Source organism: Vibrio sp. 10N.261.51.F11 (assembly GCF_041471665.1).
GTDB lineage: Bacteria > Pseudomonadota > Gammaproteobacteria > Enterobacterales > Vibrionaceae > Vibrio > Vibrio crassostreae_C.
In genome coordinates, this window is sequence record NZ_JBFROW010000025.1 from 167,319 (window position 1) to 192,935 (window position 25,617).

Genomic DNA, 25,617 nt, shown 5'->3' on the forward strand with positions numbered 1-25,617 from the left:
TGAATCCTTGTTGATTCAGCTCCGCATTCGCGAAGCTAAATTTTAGTTAAATTCGAGTTCTACTTGGCTATTTCCAAGCAGCTGTTTTAATTCGTCTAGTAATGTATCACTTGGCGTCACGCGCCATTCTGTGCCCAATGTTAACCGCGCTCTAGCGTCGGCACGCTGGTAGTATACATTGACTGGGACCGTTCCGGCTCTATAAGGTTCTAAGATTTGACTAAAGCGTTCAAAAAATTGACCGTTAATTTGGGATTGGTCGATAGATATCGACACCCCACGAGCATATTTCTCACGGGCGCTTCCTAAGTCCATGACCTCGCGCGCGGACATTTTAAGCCCGCCATTGAAATCATCAAAGCTGACCTGTCCGGAAACGACCACAATTTTGTCTTTTTCGAGCAATTCTGCGTAGCGATCGAGCGCATCCGAGAACAACATCACTTCCATTCGGCCCGAACGGTCATCAAGTGTCATCAAACCAATTCGCGTGCCGCGCTTCGTCGTCATCACTCTCGCAGCAATCACCAAGCCTGCAATTGTTAGTGATTGGTCACGACGCGTTGGCGTGGCATCTTTCAAACGACAGCTAGTGTATTTCGCTAACTCTTTGATGTAAGCGTTAACCGGGTGACCCGTTAAATACAAACCAAGCGTTTCACGTTCACCCTCAAGCCAAATCTTCTCAGGCCATTTAGGCACTTGGGTATACTTGTGTTCAACCTCTTCCGGAGCGTCGGTCAACACGCCAAACATATCAGATTGACCAAAAGACTCGGCATGGTGATGTTGACTCGCTGCCTTCACCGCATCTTTCAAAGATGCCATCATCGCCGCTCGGTGAGGACCTAATCTATCTAAGGCTCCGGATAGAATCAACTTTTCGATAACACGTTTATTAACCTTCTTCAGATCAAGACGTGCACAGAAGTCGAATAAGTCTTTAAAGTAACCACCTTTATTTCGCGCTTCAATAATCGCTTTAATAGGGCCTTCACCGACCCCTTTGATCGCACCGATGCCATAAACAATCGCGCCATCTTCATCCACGTTAAAGCGGTACAGACCCGAGTTGATATCTGGTGGTAAAAGCTTGAGCTTCATACGGAAACATTCATCAACAAGGCCAATAACCTTCTCGGTGTTATCCATATCTGCCGTCATTACCGCAGCCATAAATTCCGCTGGGTAGTGCGTTTTCAGCCATAGCGTTTGATAAGAAACCAGTGCGTATGCGGCCGAGTGAGATTTGTTAAAGCCGTAGCCCGCAAATTTCTCTACCAAGTCAAAGATCTTCATGGCCAGCTCGCCATCAACACCATTGGCTTCAGCACCCTCTTTAAAGGTACCACGCTGCTTTGCCATCTCTTCTGGCTTTTTCTTACCCATCGCACGACGCAACATATCCGCTCCACCAAGCGTATAGCCAGCAAGGATCTGTGCGATTTGCATTACCTGCTCTTGATACAGGATGATGCCGTACGTAGGTTCTAGCGTCTCTTTCAGCGATTCGTGTTGCCACGTTTCATCAGGGTAAGAAACCGCTTCACGGCCGTGTTTACGGTCGATAAAGTTATCTACCATGCCTGATTGCAGAGGACCCGGACGGAACAGGGCTACCAATGCGATAATATCTTCAAAACAGTCGGGCTGTAGACGTTTGATAAGGTCTTTCATACCACGCGATTCCAGCTGGAATACCGCGGTGGTTTCAGAATTTTGTAATAGGTTAAATGACGCTTGGTCATCAAGAGGAATCGACTCGATACGAACCGGCTCTTTGCCTTCTTTCTTCAGGCGAGGGTTTACAAGGCCTAACGCCCAATCGATGATGGTCAGAGTACGTAGACCCAAGAAGTCGAACTTAACCAAACCGGCGGTTTCAACGTCATTCTTATCGAATTGCGTTACTGGGAAGTTACCTTCTGCATCGGCATAGATTGGCGCAAAATCGGTGATCGTGGTGGGTGAGATAACAACACCGCCCGCGTGCTTACCGGCATTTCGCGTACAACCTTCAAGGATGCGACACTTATCGATCAGCTCACGAACTTCTTCATCGCCATCGTAAAGCTCTGGCAATGCAGGTTCAGCAAGGAATGCTTTCTCTAGCGTCATACCCGGATCTGGCGGTACAAGCTTTGAAATTCGATCGACGAAACCAAACGGGTGACCCAGTACACGGCCTACATCGCGGATTACCGCTTTTGCCGCCATGGTACCAAAGGTGATGATCTGAGAAACGGCATCACGACCGTACATTTCAGCCACGTGATCAATAACTTGGTCACGCTTATCCATACAGAAGTCGATATCGAAATCGGGCATGGATACACGTTCTGGGTTCAAGAAACGTTCGAAAAGTAGATCGTATTCAAGTGGATCGAGATCGGTGATATCCAAGGCGTAAGCGACTAGAGAGCCGGCACCAGAACCACGGCCAGGACCTACTGGCACATCGTTGTCTTTTGACCACTGGATGAACTCCATTACGATCAAGAAGTAACCTGGGAAACCCATGTTGTTAACAACTTCGAGCTCAATCTTGAGTCGCTCATCGTATTCCGGTCTGCGCTCAGCACGCACTTTTTCATCTGGGAATAGGAACGCTAGACGTCGCTCAAGGCCTTCTTCAGATTTCTTGATCAAGAAGTCTTCAATCGCCAAACCTTCCGTTGGGAAGTTAGGCAGGAAGTACTCGCCCAGACGAACCGTTACATTACAACGCTTAGCAATCTCAACACTGTTCTCAAGTGCTTCAGGGATATCGGAGAACAACTCGCACATCTCTTCTTCGCTACGAAGATACTGTTGCGCGCTGTAATTTTTAGGACGACGAGGATCGACCATAGTGAAACCATCATGAATTGCCACGCGGATTTCATGGGCATCAAACAGGTCTTCAGTTAGGAATACTACTTCGTTGGTTGCAACAACAGGCAAGTCTTCCTGCTCAGCCAGTTCCAACGCAAAGTGCAGGTAAGACTCTTCATCCGGACGTCCGGTACGAATCAGCTCAAGGTAAAAACGATCAGGGAAGTATGTTTTGTAAAACTTGACATTGCTTGCAACCAGTTCACGGTTACCTTTCAGTAACGCTTTACCGATCTCACCTTCCTTCGCACCCGATAGAATGATCAGGCCTTCTGCATTCTCAATTAGCCACTCTTTATCAATAACAGGCTGATGCTGAACATGACCACGAAGGTAGGCTTTTGAGATGAGTAACGTTAGGTTGTTATAACCTTTATTGTCCGTTGCGATAACGGTGAGCTTGGTCAACTCGTCACCGAATTCCGGAGACTGCATCAAGAAGTCAGCACCAATAATAGGTTTAACCCCACACCCATGGGCAGTACCGTAAAACTTCACCAAACCACACAGGTTGGTAAAGTCGGTCAATGCTAGAGCAGGCATACCCATTTCAGCGACTTTTTTAACTAATGGTGGCACCTTGGATAGGCCATCCACCATCGAAAAGTCACTGTGTACGCGTAGGTGAACAAATTTTGGATCTGACATTATTTTTCCTGAGTTCTAGGTTTAGGCCTAGGATTACAACTGTGTGTATTCTATTTTTTTCTAATACAAGTTAGCAACTTTATTAGATGCCAAGCTCTAGTTAACGTAAAGCTCTAATCTATACCAAGAATACGTTTTACTGGCTTAAAGCTCTTGCGGTAATGCTCGGTTACACCATGTTTTTCAATCGCTTCGAAATGCGCTTTGGTCGGGTAACCTTTATGCTTAGCAAAACCAAACTCTGGATGCAGTTTGTCGAGTTCTTCCATCTCTTGGTCGCGAACCACTTTAGCGATAATAGACGCCGCACTGATCTCTGCTACTCGTAAATCGCCCTTTACAATAGCCAGACCGTCCATTGGAAGTTGAGGAACACGGTTACCATCGATCAGTGCCATGTCAGGCTGAACGCTCAACCCAGCGATAGCGCGCTGCATGGCGACCATGGTTGCCTGCAGGATGTTCAACTCATCAATTTCTTGTGGTGAACAACGACCAACCGACCACGCCAATGCTTTCTCTTTAATTTCAGGAAGCAGAGCAAGGCGCTTTTTCTCAGACAGTTTTTTTGAATCGTTTAAGCCTTCGATTGGGTTGTTTGGATCGAGGATAACCGCAGCAGTCACCACGTCGCCAACCAAAGGGCCACGTCCTACTTCATCCACGCCAGCAAACAGCTGGTAGCCTTGCGGGTATTCAAATGGAGGAAGCTCTTTTTTCTCTTTTACTGCCATAACTAATCTCTTAATATTCTGTAAGTAAGCGCTTTATGCTTCAACAAAAGGTCGGTCAATCAATTTCAATACTGCGTTAGCGGCTTGTTTGTCTGCGTCTTTACGGATCCAGTGATGCATCTCGGTAAAGCGTTCGATCAAGGCACTGTTATCGGCTGATAGCATTTTATCGACAGACGGGAACAAAAAGTCTGGGTGACACTCTTCAAGAATATGCTCTTTCACGATCTCTTCACCAGCCAAAATATTCGGCAGTGACACAAACTCAGTGATCGCCAACTTCTTAACAATGTAACCCGTCAGCTTATTTACTTTGTAACCAACCACCATAGGGCGTTTAAGCAACATACATTCAAGAGCCACGGTACCTGAAGCCAAGAGCACAGAATCAGCGGCGGTAATCACGTTGGTTGCAGTATCTTCGACTAACGTGAATTCAAGCTCAGGTGCGGTCGATTGCCAGATTTCAGTAAACTGCTTTTTACGCTGCTCGTTAACGAGCGCAACAACAAAATTGATATCCGGATACTTCTGCTTGATACGTTGGCAAGTTTCGATAAATGGCTGAGCAATCAAACCCATCTCACCACCACGACTACCCGGTAATACGGCTAACCACTGCTTGTCTTGATCAAGACCTAACAGCTCTCGAGCATCTTGTTTACTAGGCTCTAAAGGAATCGCGTCTGCCAACGTGTGACCAACAAACTCACAGGCAACGTTATATTTATCGTAGAACGCTTTTTCGAACGGCAAGAAAGCCAAGACTAAGTCGGTTGCTTTGTCGATTTTAAAGATACGCTTTGGACGCCAAGCCCACACTGAAGGGCTCACGTAATGCACCGTTTTGATACCAGCGTTCTTAAGGTCTAACTCAAGCCTTAGGTTGAAATCGGGCGCGTCGATACCGACAAAGACATCGGGTGGATTTTGAGTGAAATACTTAACCAGCTCTGCTTTTACTTTTAACAAGCGAGGTAAACGGCCAAGCACTTCAACTAAGCCCATAACGGCCAGCTCTTCCATCTCGAAAAGAGACTCACAACCTAGGGCTTTCATTTTCGGCCCGCCAATGCCAACGAACTCTGCATTCGGGTATTGTGATTTGATCGCTTTGATAAAGCCTTCACCAAGCGTATCGCCAGACAGTTCGCCGACAACAATGCCTACGCGCAATGGTTCATTCGAAACGAAGTCCGAGCTATTGGTTGCTGCTTCTTGCTGTGCCATAGTTTTTCAATTCCCTTGTTGCCTAAAACAAAAAAGACCGCCTAACGAGTAGCGATCTTTTTGTTATACCATTCTGATGAAGTAGTTATTGCCATACTCACATTGATTGGTACATAACCATATCGAGTATTAACGAATAATACCGCGCTCAGAGTTCTCTAGCATTTCAAGCATAGGCGCTACCGAAGTAAACTCTTTTGCCATTTCAACTAAAGCCGCTTTCGCTTCTTCAAGTGTTTTACCTGAACGGTATAGCTCTTTGTACGCCTTCTGTAGTGCACGAATTTCAGGTTTTTCAAATCCGTTACGCTTCAAACCTACTAGATTAAGACCGAATGGAGCCGCGTGGTTACCCTGTGCAAGCACGTACGGCAGTACATCTTGAACAACTGCAGAACAACCACCAATGTATGCGTAAGCACCAATTGAGCAGAATGGGTGAATCGCAGAAAGTGCCATAACACCAGCGTAGTCGCCAACCGTTACATGACCGCCAAGAATAGCGTTGTTACCAATGTGAGTGTGGTTACCAACAATAACATCGTGCGCTACGTGAGCATTAACACAAAGTAAGTTGTCATCACCAATCACTGTGGTTGCTTTGTCTTGAACCGTACCACGATGGATTTGAACCGCTTCACGAATTACGTTGCGATCACCGATTACAACTGTTGTGTCTTCGCCGCCGTATTTCTTATCTTGGTTTTCTTCACCGATAACAGCGTGTGGGAAGATACGATTTTCTTTACCAATGGTTGTGTGACCTTTGATCACAACGTGCGACATCACTTCAGTGTCGTCACCAATTGTCACATTACCAGCAATGTAAGTGAAAGGCCCAACCGTCACGTTAGCACCGATAGTTACATCACCTTCGATTACTGCTGCCGGGTGAATTTTCGCTGTTTCATGAATCATATTAAAACTCTCTACGAGCACATTTAAGTTCAGCTGAACATACAACTACGCCGTCAACCTTAGCAACACCATTAAACGATGCGATGCCACGACGTTCTTTTAAGAATTCAACTTCGATAACCAGTTGGTCACCTGGTACTACTGGCTTACGGAATTTAGCTTTATCTACGCTAGCAAAGTAGTACAACTCGTTGCCAGAAGGCGCACCGAAAGATTTGAATGCTAGAAGGCCTGTTGCTTGTGCCATTGCTTCTAAGATCAACACGCCTGGGAATACAGGAAGCTGAGGGAAGTGGCCTGTGAACTGAGGTTCGTTAACAGAAACATTCTTAATTGCGGTCAGTGTTTTTTCTTTTTCAAAGCTAGTCACACGATCAACCATTAAGAATGGGTAGCGATGAGGTAGTAGTTCCTGAATTTCAGTAATGTTCATCGTTGTCTGTTCAGTAGTCAAAGTCGTATTCCTATGTATATTCTTTATTTAATTAGAAGGATTATAAACGAAAAAGACTCGCTGTACGCGAGCCTTTTATTAGAAATGCTGGAATTATGATTCCGCGCTCTTCTCAATAAGTTTTTCAACGGTTTTCAAACGCTTGTTCATTTCATCAATACGATGAACTCGCGTCGCTGTTTTACGCCAGTCTTTATTTGGCTGTAAAGGAATACCCGAAGAGTACATGCCTTTCTCAGTGATACTGCGCATTACCATCCCCATACCGGTGATTGTAACGCCGTCAACGATTTCAATGTGACCATTAATCACACAACCACCACCAATAATACAGTACTTACCTATCGTCGTGCTGCCTGCAATGATAGTACCACCAGCAAGAGCTGAACCATATCCGATGTGAACATTGTGAGCAATCTGGAGTTGGTTATCTAGGATAACGTTGTCTTCGATGATTGTGTCATCTAATGCGCCGCGGTCGATGGTAGTACACGCGCCAATTTCTACGCGGTTACCAATGCGAACAGAGCCGACTTGCGGGATCTTAACCCATTCGCCTTTCTCGTTCGCATAACCAAAGCCATCAGAGCCAATAACAGTACTTGATTGGATCAGACATGCTTCACCAATCACAACTTCATGGTAAACACTTACGTTAGCCCACAGCTTAGTGCCTGCGCCAATTTTTGCATTTTTACCAATAAAGCAACCAGCACCGATGATCACATCATCACTAAGTACTACACCAGACTCAATCACAGCGTTCGCACCAATAGACACATTTTGTCCAATAGTTGCATCGCTAGAGATTGAAGCAGAATCAGCAATAGCCGCTGCGGGTGCAGGAGTAGTATCAAGCGCTTGAGCAACCTTAGCAAAAGCAACGTAGGGGTCACTAACCACAATAACGTTGGTCTTACACAATTCGCGCTCACTCTCTTTAACCATAATAGCGGACGCTTTACAGTCACCTAGGTGCTTGCTGTACTTCACGTTAGAAAGGAACGTAATGTTACCTTCTTGCGCTTTATCCATAGGAGCGACTGCTGAGACGGTAATCGTACCGTCTCCGTGTAGCTCTCCCCCAGTAATCGTTGCCAATTCGGCTAAAGTCAGGTTCTTCATAAAACTTATTTCAGTGATTTAATTACTTGCTCAGAGATGTTGTATTCAGGCTTACCGTATTGTAGAGCTTGAATATCAACGATCATGTCGTAGCCTTCTTTCTCTGCAACTTTAGTTACAGCATCTTGAATCACTTTGAACAGCTTCTGCTTCTCTTGTGCTTCACGACGTTGACTTGCTTTTTCTAATGCTTGAGCTTTGATTTTGTACTTGCTGTCTAGTTGGCCAACTTCGATACGAAGCTTCTCAACTTCTTCAGGACCTAGTAGCTCGCCATCACGCTTAAGCTTTTCAATCTTGGTTTTTGCTTCAGCTTGAATGCTCTGTAGCTCAGCCGCTTTATCTTTGAACTCTTCCTGCATTTTTTGAAGAACAACTTCACGCTGAGGTAAAGCCTGGAATACTTGTGCAGTGTTTACATAACCCACTTTTTGCGCAGCTTCAGCAGCTGTTGCAAAGAAAGAAGAGCTAAGAACTACAAGGCCTAAACCTGCTGCTTTAATCATATTTTTCAAAATATTGTCCTTTAAATATTAGAAAGTTCTACCAATGGTAAATGTGAAGAACTCTTCATCATCACCTTCGTAAACTTTAATTGGTTTCGCTAGAGAGAAAACCAGTGGGCCCATTGGTGACATCCATTGAAGGGCTGCACCATAAGATGAACGGTAATTTGTTGGGTCAGAGTAATCGTAGTAGTACTGGCTGCCACTATTTGGTGCGCCGCGGTCTACGAACTCTGTGTCCCATACACTTGCCATGTCGAAGAAAACACTGGTTCGAATCTGGCTGCGCGCTTCATCAGAAGCAAACGGCGTTGGTACAATTAACTCTAAGCTTGCTAAGGCAACCGCGTTACCACCCACTGAATCATCAGTAGCGGTATCATAGGTTGGGTTGTTACCTGTGCTGCTTCCGTAAACGGCTTTCGGGCCAGCTGAGTTAGAACCAAAGCCACGTAGGGTTGTAAAACCACCTGCGTAGTAGTTCTCGTAGAATGGGAACAAGTTATCGTTACCATCTGTTTGACCATAACCATTACCATAGCCTAATCGGCCACGCATCAATAGTGTGAACTCATGCTTTTTGGTCAGCGGGATGTAATGTTTTACATCGTACTGCATTTTGAAGTACTGAGCATCAGAGCCTGGTACCGTCATTTTAGCGAAAGCACGTTGGTGGTTACCCTCAGTTGGGAAGAAACCACGGTTCAAATTGTTACGCGTCCATGAAATATTGATATCGAAGTCATCGGTTAAGATGTGCTCGTCACCGTATTGGTCGATACTTCTCGCGAACTGTTCAACTTGGATATAAGTCGGTACGTTACCGATCTTGTTGTGCGTATAGCCCACACCAAACTCGATACGGTTCAGCTCATCCATAGGGAAACCCCATGTTAGGCTGGTACCGTAACTTTGGTTGGTATAGTCGACGATGCCCGCTTCAGAGGCTTCAAATTCGTTGTAGAAGATCTTACCGCCTAAGCTCACACCATCAAGGTTCCAGTATGGGTCACGGTAGTCTAAGCTCACGTTCTTTTGGTAATCATTCATCATGGCACTTACGCCAACACGGTTACCTGAACCTGCAAAGTTATCTTGTTGCAAACCAACTTGGAAACTAACACCTGATTCAGTACCGTAGCCAACACCAAAGTTGATACTGCCTGAGTTCGCTTCCTTAACGTTGTAAACCAAATCAACTTGGTCTTCACTGCCAGGAACACGCACTGTTTGTACATCAACCGTTTCAAAGAAACCTAAACGGTTAAGACGGCTCTTACCGGTATCAATGGACTTAGAGTTAAGCCAGCTGCCTTCCATTTGACGCATTTCACGACGCAGTACTTCGTCTTTCGTTGAGTTGTTACCCGTGAATCGAATATCACGAACATAGATACGGCTGCCCGCTTCTACATTGATAACCAACGACACTTCTTTGGTCTCATCGTCAAATTCAGGAATCGTGCGAACTTGTGGGTACGCGTAGCCAGATTCACCAAGAATTCGTTTTACGTTCTCTTCCAAAGACGTTACCGAAGAACCGTTGTACGTATCGCCGTCTTCGAATGGCACTAACGCTTCGAAGTCAGCCTCACGACCGATTAATTCACCACGGAAAGAGACATCTTTAACGGTGTAGGCTTCGCCTTCATCGAGGCCAAGCGTGATGTAAACACCTTTTTTGTCTGGAGAGATCGCCACCTGCGTAGAGTCAACCTTAAACTTAAGGTAACCACGGTCAAGGTAGTAAGATTTCAGCGCTTCGATATCACCGGCTAATACTTGCTTTTGGTATTTTTCATCCGCAAGGAAATTCCACCATGCAACATCAACATTCAGATTGAAACGACTAAGCAGTTCAGAGTCAGAGAAGACTTCATTACCGATAAAGTTGATTTGCTGAATCTTAGCGGATACGCCCTCAGTAAACACAAACTTAAGGTCAGAACGGTTACGTGGCAGAGGTGTCACAACCGCTTTTACTGTCGCGTTGTACTTACCAACACTGTAGTAAAAATCTTCAAGGCCTTTTTCAATGTTACTCAGCGTAGTACGGTCAAGGGCTTCACCTTCACGAACACCAGACGCATCTAGGTTCTGCTGAAGCTGTTCTTCTTTAATCGCTTTATTACCAGAGAATGAGATGCTTGCGATGGTCGGTCGTTCTTGAACTTGAACAATCAATACACCTTCATCACGAAGTACTTTAACGTCCTCAAAGTTGCCCGAAGCATACAATGCACGAATGATCTCAGACACATCGCTTTCATCCACTTCATCGCCAATACGCACTGGCATTTTCAGTAGAGCTGCACCAAGTGCAACACGCTGTAAACCTTCGATCTTGATATCTTGAACTACAAAGTTTTGTGCTCCGTTCGCAGCCACACTAGTGGCCAATAGACTTGCGAACAGAATTTGCTTAATCGCCATACTTATTCTAATTATTCCTTGCTACTACCAATGCCTGTGAGAAACCATTCACAGACGAGTAAAATCGTTAAATATTGCCAGAGCCATCAATGAGAAGAGGATTGCCCCTCCCACTCTGTATCCCATTTCCTGAACTTTCTCAGGTACCGGTTTACGAGTAACGGCCTCAATAGCGAAAAACAGCAAATGTCCGCCATCAAGCATAGGCAGCGGAACCAAATTAATAATCCCTAAGTTAACACTAATCAGAGCCAAAAAGCCCAAGAAGTAAACCAGACCATAATCGGCGGTTGTACCTGCACCTTTAGCGATTGAAATAGGGCCACTCAAGTTGTTTAAGCCAACATCACCAACGATGAGCTTCTTAAGCATTGTCAGTGTCAATCCAATGATTTGACCTGTTTTATCAAATGCTTTTCCTACAGACTCAATTACACCAAATTGTAACTCAAAGCGATAATCTTCTGGCCATTCTGCGACTTCCGGAGCAATACCTGCATAGCCGATTGTCGAACCATCAGAAAGCTCTCGACTTTTTGGTGTCATAACCAATGACTGCTCGGCACCATTTCGCAATACGACCAAGTCCAATGATGTCATTGGATTAGCACGAATTAACTCAACAACCGACTGCCACTGTTCAATAGGTTGCCCGTTAATCTCAACAATTTTATCGCCAGCTTCAAGACCTGCATCGTATGCAGCGCCATCATCAATGATTTGAGCCAGTACGGTCGATATCTCTGGAGAATACGGTCTAAAGCCCAGCGTTGTCATTGCAGATTCAGTTTCTGGGTTGAACGACCAGTCTGAAATATCCAATGTCATTTGTTGCTCAAAGCCGATGTCGTCTTGAGAAGCAACCGTCACTGTCATGGATTGATCACCAATGTGCGATATCAACCCCATATTGACTGATTCCCAATCTGCGGTTTTGATTCCTGAAATAGATTTAAGTTCCATTCCAGTTTCAATTCCGGCTTGTGCAGCAATAGATTGTGGAGTGACTTCACCAATCACGGGCTTAACCGCGGGTACGCCAATCAAAAATACTAACCAATACGCGAACACCGCAAAGATAAAGTTGAATGCAGGGCCTGCACCCACAATCGCCGTTCGTTTCCAAAGCGGCTTCTTGTCGAAAGCGTATTGCTGTTGATCTTCAGAAAGATCGTCAACACGACCATCGAGCATCTTAACGTAGCCGCCCAGTGGAATCACTGACAAGCTGTATTCAGTACCATCACGGCCCACTTTACTCCAGATTGATTTACCAAAACCAATCGAGAATTTTTCAACTTTCACACCACAACGACGAGCGACCCAGAAGTGTCCAAACTCATGAACAGCAACCAGAATGCCAAGCGCTACGATAAAAGATGCGAAGTTCCACAGAATTCCACTCATGCTAGCTGCTCTTTAATAAATTGAATGGCTATTTGACGAGACATATTATCGAGCTCGAGAAGGCTTTCCAAGCTATCTAAACCCTCAGAGTTATGTTGTTCACATACTTTGCTCATAACGTGTTCGTTAATGACAGCAATATCGGTAAATTTCACTCGATTGTTCAAGAAAGCATCGACCGCGATCTCGTTTGCTGCATTAATGGCTGTTGTCGCATGCTGACCTAAGTAGCACGCTTCAATCGCTAACCTCAAACACGGGTAACGACTGAAATCTGGTTCTAAGAAGTTAAGCTCACCCACTTTAGTAAAGTCTAAAGGCTTAACACCCGCCTCGGTACGATTAGGGTAAGACATCGTCAAAGCGATTGGCGTTGCCATATCTGGTTCGCCCATTTGAGCAAGCACAGAGCCATCCTTGTACTGAACCATCGAGTGAATCACAGACTGCGGGTGAATGATGACCTTTAACTGCTCCTGAGAAGCATTAAATAGCCATTTCGCTTCAATGTACTCTAGCCCTTTATTCATCATAGTCGCAGAATCGACAGAGATCTTAGGCCCCATAGACCAGTTAGGGTGTGCAATTGCGCGTTCAGGAGTCACTGATTTGAGTTCAGCCACATCGGTATAACGGAAAGGACCACCAGAACCAGTCAGAAGAATATGGTTAATGCCGTTTTCTTCAAGGTTACAGCGGCCTAGGTTAGTTTGTACGTTCTGCGGAAGGCATTGGAAAATAGCATTATGCTCGCTATCGACAGGAAGCAGCTCTGCACCGTATTTTTCCACGGCGTCGATAAACAACTGCCCAGACATCACCAAAGCTTCTTTGTTTGCAAGCAAGATACGCTTGCCCGCTTTAACCGCAGACATAGTAGGAAGTAAACCAGCGGCACCAACAATCGCGGCCATTACCGTGTCCACTTCCTCTAGAGAAGCAACCTGACACATGCCTTCAGTGCCTGAAAGTACTTTTACGTTAGGGTAACTCACGGACAACACTTCAGTCAGTTGAGACGCTGCATCAGAGCAAGCCATAGCAACATAGCTTGGTTGCCACTTTTCAACTAACGCCAGCATCTTTTCAACATTCGAGCCTGCAGCCAGTGCAACCACTGAATAGAGATCTGGGTTTTGCTCAACGACTTTTAGTGTACTTGCACCAATTGAGCCGGTAGCGCCAAGGATAGTTAGATTTCGCATCACATATGACCGTAGAAATGTAATAAAGGGCAGAATCACTGCCCTTTTTTATTAGAATGCTAAATAAAGCAGAGCAAAGACAGGGAATGCAGCCGTTAAGCTATCTATTCTATCTAGTATACCACCATGACCAGGAATCAGATTACTGCTGTCTTTCACCCCAGAAACACGCTTAAACATGCTTTCAACAAGGTCACCTAGAACAGAAATAACAACGGTCACAAGGGTAATAACAATCATGTGAAGTGGGCTTGTGAATTGGATGTCAAACAAGTCAGCAAAGATCCAAGCCACGATCACCGCAGTAATAATGCCACCGATAAGACCTTCAATCGTCTTATTAGGGCTTACCGCTGGTGCCATTTTACGCTTACCAAAACTCTTTCCTGAAAAGTATGCGCCGCTATCTGCAGCCCAAACAAGCAAGCAAACAAACATCACCAGTTTAGCACCGTGGTAAGGATCAGCATCGATACCGTTAGCACGCAGGATAACCACACTCCAGAAGAATGGCAGCAGAGTCAGCACACCAAAGGCGTGACGAAGAAGAGAAGAGTCTTTCCATGCAGGCATAGACTTAGGATAAGTCACCGCCATGCCACTCGCGATTACCCACCAAATCGAGCCAATCGTTAGAATGGCGTAGTGAGCAGTAGACAAGTTATTAAGGCTAAATGCATCAAAAGGGATAAAAGCAAAACTTGCAGCACTTACCACAACCGTTGGAATCAACGCTACATAACGTGATTTGTTTTCAACAAACTGAGTCCACTCCCAAAAACCCAATAGCGAGATTACCGCTAGTGAAAGAATAAATGTAGGAAGTGATAACTCGAAAATACCTAGAATAACTAGGGGAGCTAAAATCAACGCCGTAATAATTCGTTGTTTCAAACCAAAAAATCCTTATTAACTGTCCATCAGAGCTTTAATTTGCTCACCGGTGCATCCAAAACGACGCTCACGGTTAACAAACCAAGTCACAGCTTCTACTAAGCTGTCTTCATTAAAGTCTGGCCAGAATTGTTCAGTGAAATACATTTCGGCGTAAGCCAACTGCCAAAGCATAAAATTACTAATGCGGCATTCGCCACTGGTACGGATAAGTAGATCGACTTCAGGAATATCTGCCATTGTCAGGTGCTGTGTAATCATAGCTTCATCAATGTCATCTACATTAATATCACCAGACTTTACCTGTTGAGCAATAGAGGTCATTGCTTGCTGAATATCCCACTTACCGCCGTAGTTAGCTGCAATATTAATAACCATACCCGTATTGGTGCTAGTCAAAGCTTCCGCTTCTTCTATCTTCTTTTGTAGTCGATCATTGAAACGACTTTTATCACCAATAACACGAAGTTGTAGATTATTTTTATGAAGCTTTTTAACTTCACTCGACAGCACTGAAATAAACAGTTCCATCAAGATACCGACTTCTTCTTCAGGACGACGCCAGTTTTCGCTACTAAATGCAAAAAGAGTAACGGCTTTAATGCCAAGTCTGGCTGCAGAAGAGATAGTTTTACGAACGGCTTGAACACCGTTTTTATGGCCAAAGACGCGAGGCTTGCCCTGAGCTTTTGCCCAGCGACCATTACCATCCATAATGATAGCAATGTGTTTAGGAAGAGAGTCTGTGAACGCTTGAGAATTATGCATAAAAGAGTGAATCAAATTCTAATAGTCGAACAGAGTAGCATAAAAAAACGCTGCACCGTGAGTACAGCGTTTTTCCGGAAAGAAAAGAATATGGAAAATTAAACTTCCATCAACTCTTTTTCTTTAACAGCTAGAACTTCGTCTACGTTCTTAACCGCAGCGTCAGTTAGCTTTTGAATTTCGTCTTGTGCTTTACGATCTTCATCTTCAGAGATTTCTTTATCTTTAAGAAGTGCTTTTAGATCGCCATTCGCGTCACGACGGATGTTACGGATAGCAACACGGCCACCTTCAGCTTCGCCACGAACGATTTTAACTAGGTCTTTACGACGCTCTTCCGTTAGCGGTGGAAGTGGAACACGGATAACTGTACCCGCAGACATAGGGTTTAGGCCTAGGTCAGATGTCAGGATTGCTTTTTCAACTAGAGGAGTCAGCGTTTTATCAAACACTGTAATAGCTAGTGTACGTGCATCTTCAGCGATAACGTTAGCTACTTGAGTCAAAGGCGTTGGAGCACCGTAGTACTCAACAGTAAGACCAGAAAGTAGGCTCGGGTGCGCACGGCCTGTACGAATCTTTTGCAGGCTGTTTTTTAGTGCATCAACACTTTTTACCATGCGCTCTTGAGCGTCTTTTTTGATTTCGTTAATCACAATTTCACCTTGATTATGTTCTTTCTTCAAGAAAGCTTTTTATTTGGAGTGATAAGGATAAGCTTGCCAAGGTACAACACCTCAGTAAGCCCGAAAAATTAGTCAGCGTCGCTGATTAATGTACCTTCAGTTTCACCCATAACCACGCGACGTAGTGCGCCTGGTTTATTCATGTTAAATACACGGATTGGCATTTTGTGATCACGTGCTAGCGTAAATGCAGCCAAGTCCATTACTTTAAGTTCTTTATCAAGAACCGTGTTGTAAGACAACGTATCATACAACTCTGCGTCTGGGTTTGCTACAGGGTCAGAAGTAAATACACCATCTACTTTTGTCGCTTTTAGAACTACGTCAGCTTCGATTTCGATACCACGTAGACATGCAGCAGAATCCGTAGTGAAGAATGGGTTACCCGTACCAGCAGAGAAGATCACAACGCGACCTTGACGTAGTTGGCTGATTGCATCTGCCCAGTTGTAGTCGTCACACACACCTTTAAGAGGGATTGCAGACATTACACGTGCGTTTACGTAAGCACGGTGAAGAGCGTCACGCATTGCAAGGCCGTTCATTACCGTTGCAAGCATACCCATGTGGTCACCAACAACGCGGTTCATGCCAGCTTCAGCAAGACCAGCACCACGGAACAAGTTACCGCCACCGATAACAACACCAACTTGAACGCCTAGTTCAACCAATTCTTTTACTTCTTGAGCCATACGATCAAGGATCGTTGGGTCAATACCAAAACCTTCTTCGCCTTGTAGCGCTTCACCGCTAAGTTTTAACAGAATACGTTGATACACTGGTTTAGGGTTCGTAGTCATGGAGTTTACCTTCCAAAGAGTTGATGATTAACAGTCATGGATAAAAACTGAGTAAGTCAGTTTGCATTCATAACCACTAACGTTGCCTTCAAAAATAGTTCACTATTCATAAAAAGACCGCAGCATTTGCCACGGTCTTTTTTCAAACAATACGCTAAGGATTAACCTTTTTGTACCGCTGCAACTTCGTCAGCGAAGCTCATTTCAGCAGCTTTCTCGATACCTTCACCAACTTCTAGACGTACGAAGTTAGATACTGCAGCGCCTTTTTCTTTAAGGATTTCGCCAACAGTTTTCTTAGGTTCCATGATGAAAGCTTGACCAGTTAGAGAGATTTCGCCCGTGAATTTCTTCATACGGCCGATAACCATTTTCTCAGCGATCTCTTGAGGCTTGCCTTCGTTCATAGCGATTTCAACTTGAACTTCTTTCTCTTTAGCAACTACGTCTGCTGGTACGTCTTCTGGGTTAACAAACTCAGGACGAGAAGCAGCAACGTGCATAGCAACGTGCTTAAGAGTTTCAGCTTCGCCTTCACCAGCTACAACAACACCGATTTTCTCACCGTGACGGTAAGAAGCTAGTGCAGCACCTTCAACGTAAGCTACGCGACGGATGTTGATGTTTTCGCCGATTTTAGCAACTAGAGCAACGCGAGTTTCTTCGAACTGTGCTTGTAGCTCTTCTACAGAAGCTTTAGAAGCTACTGCTGCAGCTGCAACTTCTTCTGCAAACGCAGTGAAGCTAGCATCTTTTGCTACGAAGTCAGTTTGGCAGTTAACTTCAAGAAGAACAGCTACACCGTTCTCTTCTTTGATGATGATTGCGCCTTCAGCAGCAACGTTACCAGCTTTCTTAGCTGCTTTCGCTGCGCCAGATTTACGCATGTTTTCAATTGCTAGTTCGATGTCAGCGTTTGCTTCTACAAGCGCTTTCTTACATTCCATCATGCCAGCGCCAGTGCGCTCGCGAAGTTCTTTAACTAGAGCAGCAGTTACAGTTGCCATTCTCTATTCCTCGGTTGATTCGAAAATAAGGTAAAAATCAGGGGCCAAAATGAGGCCCCCGATCTAACTATAACTTAGCTTACATTTAATAAAGATTTCAAAATCTATATTAGCTAAGCCAAGCGTGATTCAGAGCCGCTATTATTCAGCTTCTACAAAACCATCTTTTTCAGCAGCTACAGCAGCAACGTCTTTGTTACGACCTTCTTTAACCGCGTCTGCAGCAGCGTTTAGGTAAAGCTGTACTGCACGGATTGCATCGTCGTTACCTGGGATAACGAAGTCAACGCCGTCTGGGTTAGAGTTAGTATCAACTACAGCGTAAACTGGGATACCTAGGTTGTTTGCTTCTTTAACTGCGATGTGTTCGTGATCAGCATCGATTACGAATAGAGCGTCTGGTAGGCCGCCCATGTTCTTGATACCACCAAGAGACTTCTCTAGCTTCTCCATTTCACGAGTGCGCATTAGAGCTTCTTTCTTAGTTAGCTTGTCGAAAGTACCGTCTTGAGCTTGCGCTTCAAGTTCTTTCAGACGCTTGATAGACTGACGAACAGTTTTGTAGTTCGTTAGCATACCGCCTAACCAGCGGTTGTTAACGTAGAACTGGTTGCTGTTTACAGCAGCTTCTTTAACAGCTTCAGATGCAGCGCGCTTAGTACCAACGAAAAGAACTTTACCTTTCTTCTCACCAACTTTAGCGATTTCTGCTAGAGCTTCGTTGAACATTGGTACAGTTTTTTCTAGGTTGATGATATGTACTTTGTTACGAGCACCAAAGATGAATGGCTTCATTTTTGGGTTCCAGTAACGAGTTTGGTGACCGAAGTGAACACCAGCTTTAAGCATATCGCGCATTGATACAGTTGCCATTTTAAAATCCTCTATGGGGTTAGGCCTCCACATCCCCCATGAATCCGACCCCTAACAACTAACCACTTTTCAGCCGTTATCTGTGTTGTTGAGGCACCCCGGAACATGTGTCGGAATGTGTGTGATTTAAAGAAATAAGTTAGTGGACATAAAGCTTGTTTCGCCAATTGGAGAAAACAGTCCTGATGTCCGGCGCGCTTTATACCATATTTTGTCTATCTATGGCTAGAAAAAATTCTAAAAATGGCGACTGCTATACTGATCTCTAAAGGTAAATTTTCTCTATAAAATAGTGTCTATATCAAACAGGTTCTGCACCATTAAACCGAACATTATCCACTCAGATTGAGCAGTATCCACCAATATTGTACGGACATGGTAATGTTGCGCTAAATTGCTGCACTGATAGAATAGCCCCAATATGCACACTTAGGTGCTACCAAATTAAGAGATATGCAATGGCTGTAAAAATTAAAACTGCTGAAGAAATTGAAAAAATGCGCGTCGCCGGCAAGCTGGCCGCTGACATTATTGAGATGATCGAACCTCACATCCAAGTGGGTACCACGACGGAAGAGCTCAATACGCTTTGTCATGAGTACGCTCTAGAAAGAGGTGCATACTCTGCGCCACTCGATTACCACGGTTTCCCTAAGTCTATCTGTACGTCTATCAATCATATTGTGTGTCACGGCATTCCCGCGTCACAAGACGAGACGGGTAGCACAGGTCAATTCAAACCTGCGGTACTCAAAGATGGCGACATTCTGAACGTTGATATCACAGTTATCATCCCTGATGACGCAAATGCCGATCTTAGTACTCGCCCTCAAGGCTACCACGGTGACACCTCTAAGATGTTCCTAGTGGGTGAGGTTTCACCTGCAAACAAGCGTCTGTGCATGGTTGCTCAAGAAGCACTTTACGAAGGCATGCGCCAAGTTAAGCCAGGTGTTCAACTTGGTCAAATCGGTACTGCTATCGAGAAGTACATCAAAACAAACAACAAGAACAACCCACGCGCTAAGTTCTCTATTGTTAAAGATTACTGTGGTCACGGCATTGGTTCTGAATTCCACGAAGATCCACAAGTAGTTCACTACAAGAACAGCGATCGCACCGTGCTAAAAGCAGGCATGTGCTTCACTATCGAGCCAATGATCAACGCGGGTAAGTTTGGCTGTCGTCTTGATGACGAAGATAGCTGGACAGTATACACAGCAGACAGCAAGAACTCGGCTCAATGGGAGCACACTCTGGTTGTAACTGATACTGGTTGTGAAGTACTAACACTGCGCAGCGATGATACAATCCCACGTATCATGAAGAACGCTTAGTTCACCGAACTGAGCGCATCAGCCTTTTAAAAATATCCTCGCATTGTCGAGGATATTTTTTTATCCACTCAATTTCGATTTTCCATCAGCTTCTGTTAAATTGTTTACTATTCTCATTTGCTTGCACGGATAGCAGACTATGCCTTATCAATGCCCTCTTACGTTCAATGACGAACAAATTGAAATCTGCGAATTAAAAAATCAGCTCGAGATCTTCACGCAGTATCAAAAAAATGAATTTCTGAACCACCATCCCGTCACCGATTTGGTTCTACTGCGCTCCGAATACATGGATTTACTTCTCAATCGTTTGTGGGAAAATTTCGGATTCAACAAACTGCCTCATATTTCACTTGTCGCAGTGGGTGGTTATGGTCGTGGCGAACTGCATCCTTTGTCTGACATTGATATTCTCATTGTCTCGCAAAAAACACTACCACCAGCTCTTGGTGAAAAGGTCAGTCAATTCATTACTCTACTTTGGGATTTAAAGCTCGAAGTTGGCCATGCTGTGCGAACTATTACTGAGTGTCTCGATATCGGCACCGATGATTTAACCGTCGCGACCAACCTACAAGAGTCGCGATTGTTATGTGGTAGTGAAGACACTTTCCAAGAACTAAAACTGAAGATTCATTCCGATTCATTTTGGCCAAGTGAGACGTTTTACAAAGCCAAGATTCAAGAACAGAGAGAGCGTCATGCTCGCTACCACGACACCACCTATAATTTAGAACCGGACATCAAATCGACTCCGGGAGGGCTCAGAGACATCCATACCCTGAGCTGGGTTGCGCGTCGCCACTTCGGCGCGACCTCTTTGTTAGAGATGAGCAAATACGGCTTTCTGACCGATGCTGAATATCGTGAGCTCGTTGAGTGCCAAGATTTTTTATGGCGTGTTCGCTTTGCATTGCATATTGAACTGCGCCGTTACGACAACCGTTTAACGTTCGCGCATCAAGCTCAAGTCGCTGAACATCTGGGTTATACGGGTGAAGGAAACCGTGGTGTTGAGATGATGATGAAAGAGTTCTACCGAACCCTTCGTCGTGTTGCTGAACTGAATAAGATGCTGCTTAAGCTGTTCGATCAAGCGATCATCAATGGCGGTCAAACCCAAGACGCTGAAATTCTCGATAGTGATTTCCAACGTCGAGGTTCGTTGATCGAAGCGCGCAAGCCTGCCCTATTCCAAGCAAGACCAGAAACCATTCTCGATATGTTCATCCATATCGCCAATGACTCGACTATCGAAGGGGTAAGTCCACCAACATTGCGACAACTGCGTACGGCACGCCGTCGATTGAACCGATTCCTGCATACCATTCCTGAAGCTCGTGACAAGTTCATGGATCTAGTTCGCCACCCTAATGCCCTGCACAAAGCCTTTAGCTTAATGCACAAATTGGGCGTGCTCTCTGCGTACTTACCGCAGTGGAGCCAGATCGTTGGTCAGATGCAGTTTGACCTATTCCATGTTTACACCGTGGATGAGCACAGTATCCGCCTGCTCAAGCACATCAACCGCTTTGGTCAAATCGAAAACCACGATAAGCACCCTATCTGCTGTGAAGTCTATCCTCGAGTACAGAAGAAAGAGTTGCTGATCCTTGCCGCTATCTTCCATGACATCGGCAAAGGCCGCGGCGGAGACCACTCTGAGATAGGTGCGGTTGAGGCTTACTCTTTCTGTATTGAACACGGGCTATCGAAGCCTGAAGCCAAACAAGTCGCGTGGTTGGTACAAAATCACCTATTGATGTCAGTAACGGCTCAACGTCGTGATATCTACGATCCGGACGTAATCACAGAGTTCGCCAAGAAAGTACGCGACGAAGAGTCGTTAGAACTGCTGGTGTGCCTAACGGTAGCCGATATCTGTGCAACCAACCCAGAACTATGGAACAGCTGGAAACGTACCCTACTCGCAGAACTGTTCCATTCTACGCAGCGCGCACTGCGCCGCGGCTTGGAAAACCCCGTCGATGTCAGAGACCGTATTCGTCATAACCAGCAAATGGCATCTGCACTGCTGCGTAAAGAAGGCTTCACGGCTCGTGAGATTGAGGTGTTGTGGCAGCGTTTCAAAGCTGACTATTTCTTGCGTCACACACATAAACAAATCGCTTGGCACTGTGAGCACTTACTTCGCCTAGAAGACCCAAGGCAACCGTTAGTGCTGATCAGTAAGAAAGCGACGCGCGGTGGCACAGAAGTGTTCGTTTATTGTAAAGACCAAGCAGCACTGTTTGCGACCGTGGTTGCCGAACTCGACAGACGTAACTTTAACGTTCATGACGCGCAGGTCATGGTTAGCAAAGATGGTCATGTTTTGGATACCTTTATCGTACTAGACCAGCACGGCGAAGCGATTGATGAAGCAAGACACAAAGCCGTTGCTAAACATCTGACTCATGTATTGACTGATGGCCGCCCGACTAAGATTAAGACGCGTCGCACGCCACGTAACTTGCAACACTTTAAGGTCAAAACCTTAGTTGAGTTCCTACCAACCAAGAGCAAGAAACGTACCTTGATGGAGTTAAGAGCTCTTGATACGCCGGGGTTATTGGCTCAAGTCGGTGCAACCTTTGCGGAGCTAGACATCAACTTGCACGGTGCCAAAATCACCACCATAGGTGAGCGAGCAGAGGATCTGTTTATTCTGACCAGTGAAGCGGGAGGAAGGCTGTCTGAAGAACAAGAACAGGCACTAAGAGAACGATTAACCGAGCACGTCTCTGAACTCGCACCTTAGAAAGCGAATTCAGTCTAAAAACAGGTTTAATAACCAAATAAGTGTGGGCAAAGATAGAGAGCGATCTTGCCCACAACTTACAATCAATTCACAGATATCAACTATCTAGCTCGTCGTTAGGCTGCTACATTGATCAAGTCAATTACATAAAAGTATTACATTCATAACCTAGAGGTCGCTTATGTATCCAAACCTCACTGGCTTAGGTATCCACGAACCTAAACAGATTGAACGTTACTCCCTTCGCCAAGAAGCGCACAAAGATATCCTGAAGATTTACTTTCGTAAGCAGAAAGGGGAACTGTTCGCGAAAAGCGTTAAATTTAAGTACCCACGACAAGTAAAAAGTGTGCTTGTTAGCGGTGGCAATAATCAATACAAAGAAGTGACAGAGATTAACCGCAACCTCACTCTTGTGATTGATGAACTCAACAAAATCACCAAACCGACGCCAACGGCTGAGGTGGATGTGAAGCAGAAGATCCTTACCGACTTACGCCATCTAGAGAAAGTGGTATCAAGCAAGATCGCTGAGATCGAAGCTGATCTAGAAAAGCTAAAATGATCCCGCGACTAACTATTACTGTTAACTAACCAACATTAGTTATGCCGTTAAGGTTATACAGATACAAAAAGGGCTGATATCACTATCAGCCCTTTGTTTTTTATTCTATTTTCTCTATTCACTTAGACTGGAGATTGCCTAAACACGCGAGACTTACTTAGACAAGCAAGTTTGAGCATCGATTAAGTTAGTATCCCACTCAAAGGTTTCAAACAACCTTAGCCAAGTTTCATCAAGGTTGGCCTTCATCACCAACTCTTCTTTTGTGAAAGGATGGATAAAGCGAAGCTCAGAAGCGTGCAACAACAAACGATGCGAATCTAAATCATCACGGAACAGTCGATTGTGCTTACCATCACCATGTGAAGTATCACCGACAATCGGATGTCTTAGATGAGCCATGTGACGACGCAGCTGATGTTTGCGACCTGTCTTTGGCATCATCTCAACCAAGCAGTAGCGGCTCGTAGGAAAGCGTCCTGTTGAATATGGCACTTCTACTTTTGCTAGCGGTTCATAGACTGTCACTGCCTCTTGCGCTTCTTTGTCTTCTTTCGCGAACTTATCTGCGATCTTATCCAGCTCAACCTTAAGTGCATAATCGAGCGTATCGCCCTCTTCTATCCAACCACGGACAATCGCATGATAGGTTTTTTGCATCTCATGATTAGCGAACATTGGCATCACCTGTGAAGCAACCTCACTCGACAACGCAAACACCAACACACCCGATGTCGGTCTGTCTAAGCGGTGTAATGGAAATACATGCTGACCAATTTGATCGCGCAATGTCTGCATAACAAATTGCGTTTCGTGTTTATCCAACCATGAACGATGCACTAGCATGCCAGCGGGCTTATTCACCGCGACAAAATACTCATCTTGATAAATGATCTCTAACATTACGCGCATACCTCATCAATGCTCTGAATCGTCACTAGCAGTTCAGCCTTGTCTGCCTCATTTTTCCAAACTTCACAAAAATAAGGATGGATAGCAAAGCCCTTCGGTAGGGGCATTTTCGCATCCATCATTGCGTTGATCTTAACGATAAAGATCCACTGCAACCACTCTTCCGGTTGTAGACAATCAATAGCAAAAGGTTCAACACTGGCCAGAGCTTCGTCCGAAGGTGGAACATCACTCCACAGCGAACATTGGCGCATTTGTTGTTCTAATTGTTGAAGTAAAGGAGGTAACTTTGTGGCAGCTGTCATTTTTCACCAAGTTATTTATCTAGTGACCTTGAAATTGGGGCATAGAGTACCATCTATTTAGGAAAGAAAGTTAGGAGCTTTATTACTATGGAAACGATTCACACGCTCACTCAGTTACTCAAGAATAGCGGTTGCCAATACGATATCTACGACCTAGGTCGTCGCATTCAGAAGATCGACAACACCTTATTCTCTGATGTTGAGCAAGGGAAACAGCCGTACCCATTTCCACTTCAGAAACAAGCTCACTTAGCCATTAGTTACTGGAACGAACACAAGCAGCCTTGGATTTGGTTTCTAAAGTTCAAGCTGGACGAAAGGGGCCTGTTGCATCAAGGCGATGTAGGTAACTTCCTTAAGTTTGTCATAGAAGCAATGGGCACACGTCTAAACGGCGAGATCAGCGAAGAGCAACAACAAAAGCTGTCTAACAACCCATACACGTTTAAGCCTTCAGAGGACAAGATGGCCGTGTTCCATAGCCAAGTAAGATCAGGTTTAGATCTGGCGACTAGCCAATACTACGAACACGCTCAACACTACTTCACTGGTGATCTAGGCTGGGATAACTGGAAAACTGTTGGTCTTCAAGGTATCACCGATATGTGTGCTCGCCTAGGCAGCCAACAAAACGGTGTCGCGATTCGTAAAGCATTGAACAAACTACCATCAGAACCTCTATACGCAACACTAGGGGCGCTTGAGCACACGCAAATCAATGACAAGCTGGCTCAACGCTTACAAGAGATGGCCGAAAATGAGATTAATAGCCAAGAACCGGATCTGTTCTTGCTGTCTGCGTTGGTTCGTGCCCTTTCTGGTGCAGAACCAAGCACAACGAATGCCGTAATTAACCAAGTTCTGGCGAGCCCACGCTTAAGTCACCAAGAAGTGTTAATTGGTTTGGCTGGTCGAAGCTGGCACGCACTGCAAGATCCTGCGATTGCTGAGCAATTCTTGCTGCGCCTGGCACAAACAGGTAACCAAAACTTGTTCAATCAGTTATTTGCAGATTTAGTGATGATTCCAACTCTGAGAATGGTATTTTTACCGCTACTGAACTCAAATCCATCACCAGAACTTGCAAACGCACTGGTCGAACTGCAGCAAGCGGCTAAAGCTAAATAAGTTCACAAAGAGACTCACTCTGTAGTTCATCAAAATGCGCAACTATC

General features: G+C 45.0%; 22 protein-coding genes. 4 read left to right on the forward strand and 18 right to left on the reverse strand.

The window, feature by feature from the left end:
• Positions 1–42: 42 nt before the first annotated feature.
• The 16 genes from dnaE to rpsB form a co-directional block, all read right to left on the reverse strand.
• On the reverse strand, positions 43–3,522 hold the full coding sequence (gene dnaE / locus AB4351_RS08945) for a DNA polymerase III subunit alpha (RefSeq protein WP_372125677.1): 3,480 nt from the start codon (positions 3,520–3,522) through the stop codon (positions 43–45).
• Positions 3,523–3,635: 113 nt separating this feature from the next.
• Entirely contained in the window at positions 3,636–4,256 is a 621-nt protein-coding gene (rnhB, locus tag AB4351_RS08950) for a ribonuclease HII (protein ID WP_017069379.1), read from the reverse strand.
• 33 nt (positions 4,257–4,289) lie between these two features.
• Entirely contained in the window at positions 4,290–5,486 is a 1,197-nt protein-coding gene (gene lpxB / locus AB4351_RS08955; protein ID WP_050619939.1) for a lipid-A-disaccharide synthase, read from the reverse strand.
• Positions 5,487–5,615: 129 nt separating this feature from the next.
• Complete coding sequence (gene lpxA, locus AB4351_RS08960; protein WP_050644950.1) at positions 5,616–6,404, reverse strand: acyl-ACP--UDP-N-acetylglucosamine O-acyltransferase; 789 nt, start codon at positions 6,402–6,404, stop codon at positions 5,616–5,618.
• 1 nt (position 6,405) lies between these two features.
• Positions 6,406–6,858, reverse strand: coding sequence for a 3-hydroxyacyl-ACP dehydratase FabZ (fabZ, locus tag AB4351_RS08965; protein WP_009847408.1), 453 nt, complete (start codon positions 6,856–6,858; stop codon positions 6,406–6,408).
• A gap of 93 nt (positions 6,859–6,951) precedes the next feature.
• On the reverse strand, positions 6,952–7,983 hold the full coding sequence (gene lpxD, locus AB4351_RS08970) for a UDP-3-O-(3-hydroxymyristoyl)glucosamine N-acyltransferase (protein WP_017066404.1): 1,032 nt from the start codon (positions 7,981–7,983) through the stop codon (positions 6,952–6,954).
• A gap of 5 nt (positions 7,984–7,988) precedes the next feature.
• On the reverse strand, positions 7,989–8,489 hold the full coding sequence (locus AB4351_RS08975) for an OmpH family outer membrane protein (RefSeq protein WP_017063367.1): 501 nt from the start codon (positions 8,487–8,489) through the stop codon (positions 7,989–7,991).
• Positions 8,490–8,516: 27 nt separating this feature from the next.
• Positions 8,517–10,922, reverse strand: coding sequence for an outer membrane protein assembly factor BamA (bamA, locus tag AB4351_RS08980; RefSeq protein ID WP_017060735.1), 2,406 nt, complete (start codon positions 10,920–10,922; stop codon positions 8,517–8,519).
• A 48-nt stretch (positions 10,923–10,970) separates the two neighbouring features.
• Positions 10,971–12,329, reverse strand: coding sequence for a sigma E protease regulator RseP (gene rseP / locus AB4351_RS08985; RefSeq protein ID WP_017060736.1), 1,359 nt, complete (start codon positions 12,327–12,329; stop codon positions 10,971–10,973).
• Complete coding sequence (ispC, locus tag AB4351_RS08990; RefSeq protein ID WP_372125679.1) at positions 12,326–13,534, reverse strand: 1-deoxy-D-xylulose-5-phosphate reductoisomerase; 1,209 nt, start codon at positions 13,532–13,534, stop codon at positions 12,326–12,328. Before ispC ends, rseP begins: the two co-directional genes overlap by 4 nt.
• A 51-nt stretch (positions 13,535–13,585) precedes the next feature.
• On the reverse strand, positions 13,586–14,428 hold the full coding sequence (locus tag AB4351_RS08995) for a phosphatidate cytidylyltransferase (RefSeq protein WP_372125681.1): 843 nt from the start codon (positions 14,426–14,428) through the stop codon (positions 13,586–13,588).
• Between the two features lie 15 nt (positions 14,429–14,443).
• A complete protein-coding gene (locus AB4351_RS09000; RefSeq protein WP_017063364.1) occupies positions 14,444–15,196 on the reverse strand; it encodes an isoprenyl transferase in 753 nt (250 codons plus the stop codon).
• 98 nt (positions 15,197–15,294) lie between these two features.
• Entirely contained in the window at positions 15,295–15,852 is a 558-nt protein-coding gene (gene frr, locus AB4351_RS09005; RefSeq protein WP_017060741.1) for a ribosome recycling factor, read from the reverse strand.
• 98 nt (positions 15,853–15,950) lie between these two features.
• Positions 15,951–16,682: a UMP kinase gene (pyrH, locus tag AB4351_RS09010; protein WP_017060742.1), complete on the reverse strand. Its 732-nt coding sequence runs from the start codon at positions 16,680–16,682 to the stop codon at positions 15,951–15,953.
• Between the two features lie 161 nt (positions 16,683–16,843).
• Positions 16,844–17,689 (reverse strand): translation elongation factor Ts, encoded by an 846-nt coding sequence (tsf, locus tag AB4351_RS09015; RefSeq protein ID WP_017063361.1) that lies wholly within the window; start codon positions 17,687–17,689, stop codon positions 16,844–16,846.
• Between the two features lie 141 nt (positions 17,690–17,830).
• Positions 17,831–18,562, reverse strand: a complete 732-nt coding sequence (gene rpsB / locus AB4351_RS09020) for a 30S ribosomal protein S2 (RefSeq protein WP_032546326.1) — start codon at positions 18,560–18,562, stop codon at positions 17,831–17,833.
• 458 nt (positions 18,563–19,020) lie between these two features.
• Here rpsB and map point away from each other — a divergent pair, with 458 nt between their 5' ends.
• The 3 genes from map to AB4351_RS09035 all read left to right on the forward strand — a co-directional run bounded on the left by map (position 19,021) and on the right by AB4351_RS09035 (position 23,225).
• Positions 19,021–19,899 carry a type I methionyl aminopeptidase gene (gene map, locus AB4351_RS09025; protein ID WP_017060743.1) on the forward strand — a complete coding sequence of 293 codons (879 nt, stop codon included), beginning with the start codon at positions 19,021–19,023 and terminating at the stop codon, positions 19,897–19,899.
• A gap of 139 nt (positions 19,900–20,038) precedes the next feature.
• Positions 20,039–22,660 carry a bifunctional uridylyltransferase/uridylyl-removing protein GlnD gene (gene glnD / locus AB4351_RS09030; RefSeq protein WP_065583998.1) on the forward strand — a complete coding sequence of 874 codons (2,622 nt, stop codon included), beginning with the start codon at positions 20,039–20,041 and terminating at the stop codon, positions 22,658–22,660.
• 181 nt (positions 22,661–22,841) lie between these two features.
• A complete protein-coding gene (locus AB4351_RS09035; RefSeq protein ID WP_004734354.1) occupies positions 22,842–23,225 on the forward strand; it encodes a DUF3461 family protein in 384 nt (127 codons plus the stop codon).
• A gap of 153 nt (positions 23,226–23,378) precedes the next feature.
• Here the strand turns inward: AB4351_RS09035 and truC are convergent, their stop codons facing one another.
• Together truC and AB4351_RS09045 are read right to left on the reverse strand one after the other, a co-directional pair.
• Positions 23,379–24,128 carry a tRNA pseudouridine(65) synthase TruC gene (truC, locus tag AB4351_RS09040; RefSeq protein WP_017060745.1) on the reverse strand — a complete coding sequence of 250 codons (750 nt, stop codon included), beginning with the start codon at positions 24,126–24,128 and terminating at the stop codon, positions 23,379–23,381.
• A complete protein-coding gene (locus tag AB4351_RS09045; RefSeq protein ID WP_048664578.1) occupies positions 24,128–24,442 on the reverse strand; it encodes a YqcC family protein in 315 nt (104 codons plus the stop codon). Before AB4351_RS09045 ends, truC begins: the two co-directional genes overlap by 1 nt.
• An 87-nt stretch (positions 24,443–24,529) precedes the next feature.
• On the opposite strand from AB4351_RS09045, the gene AB4351_RS09050 reads away from it, so the two are divergent.
• The gene (locus AB4351_RS09050; RefSeq protein ID WP_048664577.1) at positions 24,530–25,570 is read left to right on the forward strand and encodes a DUF3549 family protein; all 1,041 of its coding nucleotides are present in this window, start codon (positions 24,530–24,532) and stop codon (positions 25,568–25,570) included.
• Positions 25,571–25,617: the final 47 nt, after the last annotated feature.

What these genes read in the sequence shown, in the direction of transcription:
- dnaE (WP_372125677.1), bottom strand. Translation starts at nt 3,522, where the DNA reads ATGTCAGATCCAAAATTTGTTCACCTACGCGTACACAGTGACTTTTCG.
- ispC (WP_372125679.1), bottom strand. Translation starts at nt 13,534, where the DNA reads ATGCGAAATCTAACTATCCTTGGCGCTACCGGCTCAATTGGTGCAAGT.
- glnD (WP_065583998.1), top strand. Translation starts at nt 20,039, where the DNA reads ATGCCTTATCAATGCCCTCTTACGTTCAATGACGAACAAATTGAAATC.
- AB4351_RS09000 (WP_017063364.1), bottom strand. Translation starts at nt 15,196, where the DNA reads ATGCATAATTCTCAAGCGTTCACAGACTCTCTTCCTAAACACATTGCT.
- rseP (WP_017060736.1), bottom strand. Translation starts at nt 12,329, where the DNA reads ATGAGTGGAATTCTGTGGAACTTCGCATCTTTTATCGTAGCGCTTGGC.
- map (WP_017060743.1), top strand. Translation starts at nt 19,021, where the DNA reads ATGGCTGTAAAAATTAAAACTGCTGAAGAAATTGAAAAAATGCGCGTC.
- AB4351_RS09035 (WP_004734354.1), top strand. Translation starts at nt 22,842, where the DNA reads ATGTATCCAAACCTCACTGGCTTAGGTATCCACGAACCTAAACAGATT.
- lpxB (WP_050619939.1), bottom strand. Translation starts at nt 5,486, where the DNA reads ATGGCACAGCAAGAAGCAGCAACCAATAGCTCGGACTTCGTTTCGAAT.
- bamA (WP_017060735.1), bottom strand. Translation starts at nt 10,922, where the DNA reads ATGGCGATTAAGCAAATTCTGTTCGCAAGTCTATTGGCCACTAGTGTG.
- tsf (WP_017063361.1), bottom strand. Translation starts at nt 17,689, where the DNA reads ATGGCAACTGTAACTGCTGCTCTAGTTAAAGAACTTCGCGAGCGCACT.
- rnhB (WP_017069379.1), bottom strand. Translation starts at nt 4,256, where the DNA reads ATGGCAGTAAAAGAGAAAAAAGAGCTTCCTCCATTTGAATACCCGCAA.
- lpxD (WP_017066404.1), bottom strand. Translation starts at nt 7,983, where the DNA reads ATGAAGAACCTGACTTTAGCCGAATTGGCAACGATTACTGGGGGAGAG.
- pyrH (WP_017060742.1), bottom strand. Translation starts at nt 16,682, where the DNA reads ATGACTACGAACCCTAAACCAGTGTATCAACGTATTCTGTTAAAACTT.
- AB4351_RS09045 (WP_048664578.1), bottom strand. Translation starts at nt 24,442, where the DNA reads ATGACAGCTGCCACAAAGTTACCTCCTTTACTTCAACAATTAGAACAA.
- lpxA (WP_050644950.1), bottom strand. Translation starts at nt 6,404, where the DNA reads ATGATTCATGAAACAGCGAAAATTCACCCGGCAGCAGTAATCGAAGGT.
- AB4351_RS08975 (WP_017063367.1), bottom strand. Translation starts at nt 8,489, where the DNA reads ATGATTAAAGCAGCAGGTTTAGGCCTTGTAGTTCTTAGCTCTTCTTTC.
- truC (WP_017060745.1), bottom strand. Translation starts at nt 24,128, where the DNA reads ATGTTAGAGATCATTTATCAAGATGAGTATTTTGTCGCGGTGAATAAG.
- rpsB (WP_032546326.1), bottom strand. Translation starts at nt 18,562, where the DNA reads ATGGCAACTGTATCAATGCGCGATATGCTTAAAGCTGGTGTTCACTTC.
- AB4351_RS09050 (WP_048664577.1), top strand. Translation starts at nt 24,530, where the DNA reads ATGGAAACGATTCACACGCTCACTCAGTTACTCAAGAATAGCGGTTGC.